Source organism: Tamlana carrageenivorans, assembly GCF_002893765.1.
In the GTDB taxonomy this organism is placed as follows: Bacteria; Bacteroidota; Bacteroidia; order Flavobacteriales; family Flavobacteriaceae; genus Pseudotamlana; species Pseudotamlana carrageenivorans.
Map to the genome: position 1 here is coordinate 2035965 of NZ_CP025938.1, position 12656 is coordinate 2048620.

Below are 12656 nucleotides of genomic sequence, written 5' to 3' on the forward strand. Positions count from 1 at the left end.
TCTTATTTTCGAATCAAAACTCGAATACACCTATATTTTTTTATTAATTTTAAAATCATGTGAGGCATTTGGGTTATTTTTGCTTTTCTAATTTTATAATAAATTATGTCTGGAACGTTAAATAAAGTGATGCTAATTGGGCATTTGGGTGATGAAGTGAAAATGCACTACTTTGAAGGTGGTAATTGTATTGGGCGATTTCCGTTGGCTACCCATGAAACCTATACCAATAAACAAACTAACGAGCGTATTACCAATACCGAGTGGCATAATATTGTGGTTAGAAATAAAGCTGCCGAAATTTGCGAAAAGTATTTGAGTAAAGGTGATAAGGTATATATCGAAGGCCGCTTAAAAACTAGGAAGTGGATGGATGATAAGGGTCTAGAGCGTTACTCTACCGAAATTCACTGTACCGATTTTACCTTTTTAATCACAAAAGGGGAAAGCGGAAACCAGCCTAGTGCAAGCCCAGCAACCCCACAAAAAACAGAAGCGCCAACAGGTCTAGAGCCTAACTCGAGGGATGAAGGTGCCGATGATGATCTTCCTTTTTAATATGAAAACCATGATTTTTCAAGATTTAAGTTTAACCAAACCAATAGCCATTGGATCCTGATCCTGCCAGTTTTATTGCACTTTTTGTTGCCGTAGATCTTCCCGTAGTTCTTGGCTTTGTTTTGTTATTTGTGCTCTTAGTGTGTTCTGCCTTAATTTCTGGTGCCGAAGTCGCACTTTTTTCATTAACTAGAACCGATATTGAAGAGGGTTTTGAAAATAAATCCCGAGCCATACAAATTATAGCCAAGCTTTTAGAGCGTCCCAAAAAACTATTGGCCACCATTTTGGTCGCTAATAATTTTATAAATATTGCCGTTGTTATTCTATTTGCCTTTTTGGGGGATATTTTATTCGAGCATATAGCGAGTCCAAAACTTAAGTTTTTTGTAGAAGTTGTTGTCGTTACTTTTTTAATTTTACTGTTTGGTGAGATTTTACCAAAAATTTATGCCAGTAGAAACAACCTCAAATTTGCTGTTTTTATGGCTTATCCGTTAAGGGTGTTAGATGTTTTGTTGTCGCCAATAAGTTTACCAATGCGTAGTGTTACTTTAGCAATTCATAGTAAATTAGGTAGGCAAAAATCGAATATTAGTGTCGATCAACTTTCCCAAGCTTTAGAGCTTACCAGCGAGGAAGATACCACCAAAGAAGAACATAAAATTTTAAAAGGCATTGTGTCGTTTGGAAATACCGATACCAAGCAAGTGATGCGCCCAAGAATTGATATTTTTGCTTTAAACATCGAACAGAAATATGCCGATATTATGCCCGAAGTGATTGCTAACGGCTACTCGCGAATTCCCGTGTATCGCGATAATATCGATACCATAGAAGGCATCTTGTATGTAAAAGACTTATTGCCTTATATCGATAGAAAACAATTTGATTGGACGAGTTTGTTACGCGATCCGTTTTTTGTGCCAGAAAACAAAAAGTTGGATGATTTAATGACCGAATTCCAAGAAAAGAAAGTGCATTTAGCGGTTGTGGTTGATGAGTATGGCGGCACATCGGGACTTATTTCATTAGAAGATATCATCGAAGAAATTGTTGGTGATATTAGTGATGAGTTTGACGATGAAGATTTGACTTATTCGAAATTGGACGAAAACAATTATGTTTTTGAAGGCAAAACAGCCTTAAAAGATTTTTATAAGATTATTAAAATGGACGACGAAACGGTTTTCGAATCAAACAAAGGTGAAGCCGAAACAGTAGCCGGCTTTGTTTTAGAGATCTCTGGAAGTTTTCCAAAATTAAACAGTAAAATAAATTTCGAAAATTACGTTTTTACTATTGAAGCGCTCGATAAAAAACGCATCAAGCTTGTAAAATTTACAATACTATAAATGAAGAAAATAATATACGTTTTGGTTCTGGTACTTTGCTTTTTTTCTTGTGAAGAAGATCATGTCCCTAAGCCTAACGGATTTTTACGATTAGAATATCCAGAGGCCGTGTATAAGACATCCACCTTCGATATGCCGGTTACTTTTGAAATTAACGAACTTGCCTCAAAAATAAAATTTCAAAAAGTTGAAGCCCCAACCGAGAGTTATGGTGTTAATTTGGAATATCCATCGTTAAAAGGGACGGTGTTTTTAACCTACAAGTCGATTGAGAATAGCGAAGAGAATTTAAAGGATTTCCTTAGAGATGCCCAAAACTTCACCCAAAAACATACCATTAAGGCCGATGAAATTCCAGTAAGACCTTACGAGAATTTTAAGCGTAAAGTTTATGGCGCTTTCGCGGAAGTAAAAGGCGATGTGGCTTCGCCAGCGCAGTTTTATGTGACCGATAGTGTACAGCATTTTTTAACTGGTTCGCTGTATTTTTATGCCAAACCGAATTACGATTCTATTTTACCTGCCGCACATTATATTGAAAAAGATATTCGTCATATTATGGAAACCGTAAAGTGGAAGTAAAGAAGGCGAAGTTTCCTGATTACTTTTGAGATTGGCTTTTGAGCTTTCTGTGCTGAATGTTTACTTTTTATGGAAATAGAAAGAGGCTGTCTTAAAAGCCTTTTTCACGTCAATCTGAATTTATTTCAGATTCTCATAACATTGAATTTCAAAATCATGAGATGCTGTGTCGAGCACAGAATGACGCTTGTTATAACTTTTCAAACAGCCTCTTTTTTTATAAATTTAAATAGATGTTTTATCTATTTAAGCAGCTTTTTTAGTGCAACAAGCTTTGTCGCAATTTTCTTTACAAGCTATTTTTTTCGGGTTTTCCTTATCGGATTTGCAACAGTTGCCTTTACAATCGGCTCCACAAGCTTTCTTTGCTGTTGAAAAATCGTCAACAGTTTTCATGTCATGAACCGAATAAGTGTCTGAAACGTTTACTACCGTTTCTTCTAATGATGCTGGTGTTACCTTAGCCTCATCATACTCAACCATGGCTAATTTGTTGTCAAAATCTACTTTAGCCGATTTTACACCGTCCATTTTAGTGATTTTCTTTTGAATTTGAGCAGCGCAGCCCATAGCGCAGGTCATACCTTCAATGGTAAATTCTGCTTTAGCGTAAGTCGCGTTAGGGTCTAATGCCTTTGTAGTTTCTGTAGCTGTTTCAACTTCAACAGTTTTAACTTCAGCATTTTTGTTTTTACAACTAATTGTAAAAGTTGCAATTAAAGTAAGTATTAAAAAGTGTTTTAAAGTTTTCATAAGTTCTCGAAAATAATGTTTCAGCAAAGCTACTAAATTAACCTATTTTATTGTGTTAAATAAATTAGGATTTGTGTCACCTATGCAGCGCAATAAAGGTTGATATTTTTGTAAAAACACCATGATTAATTGTAAGTTAACCAGTAAGTTGCTTGGTTTTTAAGTCTGTATTTATCTAGGGATTGGTGGTTTTATATAAAAAGCTGCGAAAAATATTCGTCATTAATAAGTAAAACATTTGTAGTTTAATTAATTAGAAGTATATTTGCACTCATTTTTGAACAAAATTAATAAATAAAAACGTTACGCTATGTACGCAATTGTAGAGATAGCAGGGCAACAATTTAAAGTTGAAAAAGACCAAAAAGTTTTTGTTAACCGTTTACAAACTGAAGAAGGTAAGGAAGTTTCTTTCGATAACGTTCTTTTAGTAGGTGAAGGTGACAATGTTACTGTAGGCGCCCCAGCTATAGACGGAGCTCAAGTAGGAGCCAAAGTCTTAAAGCACCTTAAAGGTGATAAAGTTATAGTTTTTAAGAAGAAAAGACGTAAAGGATACCGTGTGAAAAACGGTCACCGTCAATCTTTAACAGAAATTGTAATTGAAAGTATTACTGCTTCTGGAGCTAAAAAAGCTGCCCCAGCTAAAGCAGAAAAGAAAGCAGAGCCTAAGGCTGAAGCACCAAAAGTTGAAGAGTCTCAAGATTTGAGTAAATTAACTGTTGCTGAATTAAAAACTTTAGCAAAAGAAAAAGGTGTTGAAGGAATATCTTCAATGAAGAAAGCCGAATTAATTGCTGCTTTAAGTTAATTTTAAAATCTAAAATCGAAATAAAATGGCACATAAAAAAGGAGTCGGAAGTTCGAAAAATGGTAGAGAATCAGAATCGAAACGTCTAGGCGTTAAAATTTTTGGTGGTCAAGCTGCTATTGCTGGAAACATTATCATAAGACAACGTGGTAATACACATCACCCAGGTGAAAATGTATACCAAGGAAAAGACCATACTTTACACGCTAAAGTTGATGGACTTGTGAAATTTACAAAGAAAAAAGATAATAAATCTTACGTTTCTATCGAGCCTTTCGAGGCTTAAGAAATTTTTCTTAAAATATTAAAAAGCCCTTTCTGTTTTTCAGAAAGGGCTTTTTGTGTTTACCAGTATTTTTAATCTAAACATAGTTTTTTAGTGATGTTTTGTTAATGTCTAGAGGTTTACTTTATATCCATTTGTAAATCAGAAAAATACCGTGAACTTAATTAAAAACCTGCTTTATATTAGTGTTTTTGCCACAACGTCGTTGTTACCTGCCCAAAACAAAAATGCCCTCGCTCATGAAACAAAAATAAACCGTATTAAAAACGCCCTTAATCGTGCCGAACAATTGGAAGATTCGGTTAAAATGGCTCAAGAACATGTGCATTTGGCTAATTACTACAAAAATTTAGGTTTAGAAAGTGAGGCCTTAAAAAATTATAGAGAGGCACAAGCACTCTATAAAAAAAAGGATACCTTCTATATTGACGTTAATAATAATATGGCTTCCATTCATCATAAATTAAAAAACTTTGACGATGCTATTTTATATCTCAACGAAAGCGTTAACCTATCTAAAAACATGTTTTATCAAAAAGGACTTGCTACGGCTAGTACCTTATTAGGAGGCGTCGCCGAAAAACAAGAAAATTACCAAGAGGCCTTGTCTTACCAATATACCAGTTTGGAAATTTTTCAAGCATTAAAAGACAGTACTGGCCTAGCTATTACCAACGAAAATATTGGAAGTATTTATGAAGATTTGGAGCAATTCGATAAAGCGTACAGCTATTTTAAAAAAGCCTACGATTATGAGTCTAACGAAACCTCAGACCTAAAAATTAATATTTTAAACAATCTTGGCGATGTTAATAGAAAACGAGGTCATATTAAAAAATCACTACAATATACTCAGCAAGCCTTAAATCTTGCTAGACGCACGCATAATATTGAACAAGAAGAAAGCGGATTAAAAGATTTAGCTCGTGCCTATGCCGAAATGGGGAATTACAAAGAAGCTTATCATTGTCTAAACAAACAAAAGGTTTTAAACGATAAAGCCTTTAAACGAAGAAATGTCGATTTGGTGAGTGCTATGGAAGTGCTATACCATGTTAAAGAAAAGGAAGCCGAGCTTGGTTTGCTTAACAAGCAAAATCAAATTAATAAAACACGACAATTTGCCATTGTCATAGCTAGTTGTGCCATGTTTATTGTTTTTATAGTTTGGTTGGTGTATTTAAAGAAGCGCAAAAAACAAGAACAAAACATCTCGAAATATAAGCAGCAAATTCTTCAAGCCGATTTGGATATTAAAATTGCCCAAGAAGCGTCACTAAAACGTGAAATCGAATCCAAAATATCTGCCTTAACTAATTACAGTCTCCATATCGCTCATAAAAACAAAATGCTTTCTCATGTTTCAAAAACCTTAAACAATTTGAAAAATAGAAATCCCGATTTTGTAAAATCAAAAATTGAAAGCTTAGCCAAAGACATCGATTTCGATTTGACTCGTGGTAATGAGTGGGCCGAACTTATGGGGTACTTTGGGAAAATTCATCCTAACTTTTTTGAAAATTTAAAATCGGAAGTTAACACGGCCTTGTCGACCTCAGAATTGCGACTTTGTATGTTATTGCGTTTAAACTTAACGTCAAAAGAGATCGCTTCTATTCTTCATATCACAGCCGAAAGTGTTCGTATTGCGCGTTATAGGCTTCGAAAAAAACTTCCTATCGATTCGAAGGTCGATTTGCAAGCCTATTTGCTGAGTCTTTAAGCATGTTTCATAAAGTTTAATCCCATGTTAAGGGTAGGTTAATGTTGCTATGCAATAACGCTTATTTGGGGCTCTAAGTTACCTTTTGTTAATACAGATTTTAGATTAAAACCATCCTTGACATCTAGTTTTGTTCGAAACAAAAAATACTAACATGATGAAAAAACAGTATGCATTATTATTAACCATAATGTGTTTTTCGTTTTGGGGTTTTGCTCAAAATGGAAATATTCAAGGAAAAGTGATCGATGAGAATGGGCTTTCTGTTCCTTATAGTAACGTAATTATTGAATCTTTAAGCAAAGGGAATTTATCGGATGAAGATGGGAAATTTACTATTATAGATGTTCCTGCTGGCCAGCATGCCTTAAAAATAACTTATATAGGTTATACAACCGCCGAAACCATGGTTGATGTTATGGCCGGACAAACAGCCGAGCTTGTTATTGTTATTAGACCAACATCGGTAGCTCTAGAGGGTGTTTTAATTACAGGATACAATAGTGGACAGGCTAAAGCGTTAAACGCACAGAAAAACAAGGCTAACATTACTAACATTGTGTCTACCGACCAAATTGGTAAATTTCCAGACTCAAATATTGGTGATGCGGTTAAACGTATTCCTGGCATAACTATGCAAGTCGATCAAGGTGAGGCTAGAAACATTATTGTACGCGGTTTAGCGCCTCAATTAAACTCGGTAACTTTAAACGGAAGTCGTATACCATCGGCCGAAGGTGATAACCGAAATGTACAAATGGATTTAATTCCAGCCGATATGATTCAACTTATCGAAGTAAGTAAAGCCGTAACTCCAGATATGGATGCCGATGCCTTAGGGGGATCTGTAAACTTAGTAACCAGAACATCGCCAGAAGGATTCAGGTTATCTGCAACTGCGGGATCTGGTGTTAACTTTATTTCAGAAAAAAGAATTTTAAACGGTTCTTTTTTGTTAGGGGATCGTAGTAAAAATGATAAATTTGGTTGGATGCTTTCGGCTTCTATTAACGATAACGATTTTGGGTCTCATGATGTGGAAGCAGAATGGTCGGATGAATTTGAATATTTCAACGGTAGCGATGTTGAAGAAGTTGATGTCGATCCGTATGTAAATGTGTATGAGCAGCGTAACTACATCGTTCAACGTGTAAGAAGGAGTTTTTCAGCAAACTTTGATTACGATTTTGATGCCAATAATAGTATCTACTTAAAAACCATATACAATTGGAGAGACGATCGTGAAAACCGTTATGTTTTAGAACATGAGATTTTAGATGCTGAAGATATCGAAATAGGGGATTTTGATATTACAAATAACATACCTACACGTTTCCCGGTTGAAGTAAAAAGAGAAACCAAAGGTGGTATTGATAATAACCGTAACAAAAACACGCGTTTAGAAGATCAACGTATGCAAAATTACAATTTAGGTGGTAACCATTTAGTGGGTAAATTAAAAGTTGATTGGATGGGATCTTACGCCAAGGCTTCAGAAGAACGCTTAAACGAGCGTTATGCAGTGTTCCAGTCTGAATATATCATTAATAACGATATTTCTAATTCTAGATACCCGCTATTTACGGCTACGAAACCTAGTGATGCTAATGATTTATCGGCTTTCGAATATGATGAAATTACGGAAGAAAATCAATATACCGAAGAACAGGATATCAATACCTTTTTAAACTTTGAATGGCCTTTAGATTTATTCGGACAAGGAGAAGGAACTATTAAATTTGGAGGTCGTGGCCGTTTTAAGAATAAAAACAGAAACAACGACTTTTTTGAAATTGATTTAGAAGCACAATATCCTACACTTGCCGATGTGCCTACGCAGGATTTAACAGATCGCAACTATTTAGTAGGAAGTAAATATAAAGCGGGTTCATACGCTTCAAAAGCTTGGCTAGGTAGCTTAAACTTAATGGGAGGTGACCCGGTTCCAGATGAGTATTTGCGTGAAAATTTCGATGTTAAAGAAGATGTATATGCAGCATATCTTATGGCTAATCAGAAATTAACGAGAAATTTAAGCGTTATTTTAGGGGTAAGACTAGAAAGCACTAACTTAACGGCAACGGGTAACGAAATTGAAGATGAAGATACTTTTATTCGCGAAGTAACTCGAAAAAGTTCATATAGTAATGTGCTGCCTGGTTTACACTTTAAATTTAATGCTTCCGAAGCTACGGTTTTACGTTTTGCATGGACCAACACATTGGCTAGACCTAACTACGTAGATATTGTGCCTACGGTAGATATCGTTCACAGTGATTCTGAAATTTTTATTGGAAATCCAGACTTAGATCCAACAACGTCTATGAACTTCGATATTATGGCAGAGCACTACTTTAAAAGTGTTGGTATCATCTCAGGTGGAGCCTTCTATAAAAACATCAAAAAATTTATTTACACTTCACAATATGAAACTGAAGACGATAGCTTTGGAAATGGAACCACTGGGTACGATGTCTATCAGCCTTTAAATGGCGATAAAGCTTCTGTTTTTGGTATGGAATTCTCTTTCCAACGTCAGTTAGATTTCTTGCCAGGTTTTGCTAAAAACTTTAGTGTTTATGCTAACTACACACACGTAGCATCGGATGCTGAAGGGATAAAAAATGAAGATGGCGAGGAGCGTTCGGATTTGGATTTACCTAACACAGCACCAAACATATTTAATGGTTCTTTAGGTTATAGCGATAAAACGTTTAGTGCCAGATTATCGGCAAACTTCTCTGATGCTTATATTGATGAAATTGGTGGGAATGCCTTTGAAGATAGATACTACGATCAACAGTTTTTCTTAGATTTTAACGCTGGTTTTAATATTACCGATAACTTAAGTGTTTATGCCGATTTAAATAACATCACCAATCAACCATTACGTTATTTTCAAGGTCATAAAGATAGAACCATGCAAGCTGAATTTTATGGAAGACGCTTCACATGTGGTATTAAATACGATTTATTTAAAAGAAAGAAATAAAATATAAATTGGAGGCTGACTAAAAAGTCAATTAGATTTGATTTATCTGGTTGAGCTTGTCGAAACCTAAGTTAAGAATGGGTTTTTAAAATATTTCTACCCGCTCAATATAACAACAAGGATGATTTTTAGTCGGCCTCTTTTAAAAGAAATTAATGAAGAAATTATTTTTTGTAGGCTTGCTAGCCTTAGCAAGTTCATGTCATAACAATTTACCGAAAATAGCACCCGATGTTATCACAGAACATACCTTGCACGATTCTGATGATCCGGCCATTTGGATTAACCCCAACGACCCATCGAAAAGCATTGTTTTTGGTACCGATAAAAATACAGATGGCGCCATTTATGCTTTCGATTTAGAAGGAAAAATTATTGAAGATAAAACCATAAGAGGGTTAAAGCGACCGAACAATGTGGATTTGGAATACGGTTTTAAAATCAACGATTCTACCGAAACAGCCATTATAGCGTTTACCGAAAGAGAGCGTAAAAAAATGCGTTTGTACGCCCTTCCAGAGATGATTCCTTTAGATGGTGGCGGATTTTCTGTTTTTAAAAATGCACAAGAACCAGAAGGCGATTTACCTATGGGAATTGCACTTTACAAATCGCAGGTATCCAATAAAATATATGCAATTGTAGGTAGGAAAAATGGCCCTTTAGAAGGGTATTTACATCAATACGAACTGTATAGCGATAGTATAGGGGTACATGCTAAATTGGTTAGAAAATTTGGAAAATTTAGCGGTAAAAAGGAAATTGAAGCTATTGCCGTCGATAATAAAAATGGCATCGTTTATTATGCTGATGAAATGCATTGTATTCGAAAATATTACGCAGAACCATCAAAAGGTGATGAAGAAATTTCATGCTTTGGTGGCGATCACTTTAAGAAAGATATTGAAGGCATTGCCATTGCTCAATACGAAAATAAAGGATTCCTTATTGTGTCAAACCAGCAAGCGCATACTTTTAATATTTTTGACTTAGAAACCAACGCCTTTATTAAAGAACTTAATTTAGGAACTGTTGAAACCGATGGTTGCGATGTCACTACCGTGGCTTTAGGAGGTAAATTTCCAAACGGATTATTTGTTTCCATGAATGATGATAGAAACTTTTTCTTTCACGATTTAGCCAAATTGAAACTATTAGAATAGTAAAACTCAGATTAAATACGTTTTGTTTTTGTACCACATAATTTCACAATTTAGTGGTTGAGTTTAGCCGAATAACAACGGAATACCGTTTCGTTTTATTCGGCTTTTTTTGAAGTAAGACTATTAGAATGGATAACCAATGGCGAAGTTTAAAACCGATTCTTGAGTATCAAAATTATAGCGTTCGCCTTCAGGAAGCGCTGGGTTATGAAATGGCGTTGCTAAATCGACACGAATTACAAATCCTTGAAAATCAACTCGGGCCCCAAGGCCAACACCCATACCTAATTCCTGCATGAAAGAGCGCGAAAATTTACCGCCTGGTAAGGATGGGTTTTCTTCCGAGTTCCAAATATTTCCAGCATCCACAAAGGCCGCCCCTTTAAGAAATGAATAGATAGGGAAACGGTATTCTAAATTGGCTTCTAAACGAATGTTACCAGTTTGATCAAAGTAGGTATCACTAACGGTTGAACCATCAAAAGTTCCTGGTCCTAAAGAGCGTATTCTAAAGGCCCGAACACTATAAGGGCCACCTGCAAAATATTGTTTTACATTAGGTAATAGTGTGGAGTTGCCATAGGCAATGCCGTAACCAGCAAATATACGACTGGCTAAAATATTATCTTTGTTAAATTTATGGTGATAGTAAAAATCTATATCGGCCTTGGCGTATTGCGCATACTCTAAACCAAAAATTTCATTCGGACTCCCATCAGCTTGTTCTTTTTTTAATAAACTTAAAGTGTTTCCAGCAATATCCAATTTGGCGTTAAAATAGATTTGATTGCGTTTACGTGTTTCTAACAAGCCATTATAGGTAAAGGAAAAGGTGAGACCACTTATAAATTCCTGCTCAAAACTATCTCGCATATAAGGATTGTCTTCTAAAATTTGCTTAAAGGCGTCACTAATTTTCGATGGTTTGGTGTAGCTAACGGTTATGGGATTTAATTCATAAGTAACCAGTTTGTTGGCATCCCAGGTATAGCCAAATAAGGCTGTTGCCGAAAATAAACTATAATATTCTTTACGGTTTAAATAATCAAGGCTTAACGAGGTTTTGGTTTTTGGAATGTTGTACTTGAAAAAATGCGGGCCAACTTTTACGGGGAAAATAATTCTTGGAAAAAATAATTCTCCGCTTATTCCCAGATGCGTACTGCTTAATTTTTCGCTGTCCTGACTACCTCTTGTGAATTGCGCTTCGTAACCAAATTTAGCACTCAGTTTAAAGGTTTCTCCACCTTTAAATAAATTTCGGTTTATCGATGAAATTGAAATGGCTGGCCCAGTAAAGTTATTGGATTTGGTGACCCCTTGTAATTCGGCTTGTAATGATCTTTTGTTTAGTGGGGATAAGTAAATGTTAGCTTCTAAATGACCTAAGCTGTCGCTTAGTGTGGAGTCTATTTCTTTATACTGGATATTAACAAATTTGTAGGTTCCAATTTGAGACAGGCGCCTTGCTGTGTTTTTAGAGGTTTCAGCGTTGTACAACTGCCCCTTTTTAAGAGTTATAAAAGGGTCAAGATGTTTCAGTTTAAAATACAATTCATCTTGATAGTAATTTTTATCATTATAAGTATCTGCAGGAACATTTAAAGAATCGGTTTCTAAATTATAGTGCGGATAAATGTTTATGCGAGAAATTTCATAAGGAACAATGGCTTGTTTTGGTGTTTCCTCTTTCAATTTTAAATACAAATCAAAGCGCTTGTTTTTGTATTGATTTGTGTCAGCTTCAAAAAGTAAAAACCTTTCATTGAAGTTATAATACCCTCTTTGTTTAAGGGATTGATCGATACGCTTACGTTCTAATTGCATTAAGGGTAAATCAAAACACATATCCTTTTTTAAAACTGTTTTATTGAGGTGTGCTTTAATATTGGAACCAATGGGTTGTGGCAAACTATCTAGAGCGTAACTTTCCATTTTATAAGGTTGGGCAACTTCAACATGATAAGCTGCGGAAGCCTTTTTTTTATCTTCAATGAATTCTGATGATGCTGAACTGTAGAAGAATCCTCGGTTGTCCAAACGGTTTATTAATAGAGACTCTACTTCTATAGGATTAACATCACTTTGGTATATGGGCTCTTCTCCAAAATTTTTATAAAGCCATCTGTTTATAAAGCCTGGGTGTTCTTTCTGGTTTTGATAGTAAAAATACAAACCTAAATACATGCCTAAAATATTACTGTTCGGTTCTGGGTTTAGCACCGAATTAAGGTTTGTTTTTATAACATCTTTAGATTTGTCGGATATGGTGGAATCACTTTCTACCTCTAGCGTAGCACCAGTGTACAAGCGCTCATCTTCTGGGATGTATTGTGTTATGCTACAAGCATAACACAGGAGCACCATAGCACATAAGATTAAAAAGTTTTTACACGACATATTTAAAGGTTCTCTATTTGGTTTGTTTTTGAT

The 12656-nt window shown here is 35.3% G+C and carries 10 protein-coding genes; 8 read left to right on the forward strand and 2 right to left on the reverse strand.

Features of this window, described 5'->3' with window-relative positions:
- Nucleotides 1–105 precede the first annotated feature (105 nt).
- From C1A40_RS09005 to gldD, 3 genes are read left to right on the forward strand one after another with little or no spacing between them, the layout of a single operon-like run.
- Nucleotides 106–558, forward strand: coding sequence for a single-stranded DNA-binding protein (locus C1A40_RS09005; RefSeq protein ID WP_102995609.1), 453 nt, complete (start codon nt 106–108; stop codon nt 556–558).
- A gap of 50 nt (nt 559–608) precedes the next feature.
- Nucleotides 609–1913 (forward strand): gliding motility-associated protein GldE, encoded by a 1305-nt coding sequence (locus C1A40_RS09010; RefSeq protein WP_102995610.1) that lies wholly within the window; start codon nt 609–611, stop codon nt 1911–1913.
- Nucleotides 1914–2495, forward strand: coding sequence for a gliding motility lipoprotein GldD (gene gldD / locus C1A40_RS09015; RefSeq protein WP_102995611.1), 582 nt, complete (start codon nt 1914–1916; stop codon nt 2493–2495).
- Between the two features lie 246 nt (nt 2496–2741).
- On the opposite strand, the gene C1A40_RS09020 is transcribed toward gldD, so the two are convergent.
- On the reverse strand, nt 2742–3248 hold the full coding sequence (locus C1A40_RS09020; RefSeq protein ID WP_102995612.1) for a heavy-metal-associated domain-containing protein: 507 nt from the start codon (nt 3246–3248) through the stop codon (nt 2742–2744).
- Between the two features lie 310 nt (nt 3249–3558).
- On the opposite strand from C1A40_RS09020, the gene rplU reads away from it, so the two are divergent.
- The 5 genes from rplU (at nt 3559) to C1A40_RS09045 (ending at nt 10223) form a co-directional block, all read left to right on the forward strand.
- Nucleotides 3559–4059 (forward strand): 50S ribosomal protein L21, encoded by a 501-nt coding sequence (rplU, locus tag C1A40_RS09025; protein WP_102995613.1) that lies wholly within the window; start codon nt 3559–3561, stop codon nt 4057–4059.
- Nucleotides 4060–4084: 25 nt separating this feature from the next.
- The gene (rpmA, locus tag C1A40_RS09030) at nt 4085–4345 is read left to right on the forward strand and encodes a 50S ribosomal protein L27 (RefSeq protein ID WP_013869859.1); all 261 of its coding nucleotides are present in this window, start codon (nt 4085–4087) and stop codon (nt 4343–4345) included.
- 154 nt (nt 4346–4499) lie between these two features.
- Nucleotides 4500–6068 (forward strand): tetratricopeptide repeat protein, encoded by a 1569-nt coding sequence (locus C1A40_RS09035; protein WP_102995614.1) that lies wholly within the window; start codon nt 4500–4502, stop codon nt 6066–6068.
- Between the two features lie 154 nt (nt 6069–6222).
- Entirely contained in the window at nt 6223–9060 is a 2838-nt protein-coding gene (locus tag C1A40_RS09040) for a TonB-dependent receptor (protein WP_102995615.1), read from the forward strand.
- 155 nt (nt 9061–9215) lie between these two features.
- Nucleotides 9216–10223 carry a phytase gene (locus C1A40_RS09045; RefSeq protein WP_102995616.1) on the forward strand — a complete coding sequence of 336 codons (1008 nt, stop codon included), beginning with the start codon at nt 9216–9218 and terminating at the stop codon, nt 10221–10223.
- A 123-nt stretch (nt 10224–10346) separates the two neighbouring features.
- On the opposite strand, the gene tamL is transcribed toward C1A40_RS09045, so the two are convergent.
- Nucleotides 10347–12590: a translocation and assembly module lipoprotein TamL gene (gene tamL, locus C1A40_RS09050; RefSeq protein WP_241910518.1), complete on the reverse strand. Its 2244-nt coding sequence runs from the start codon at nt 12588–12590 to the stop codon at nt 10347–10349.
- Nucleotides 12591–12656: the final 66 nt, after the last annotated feature.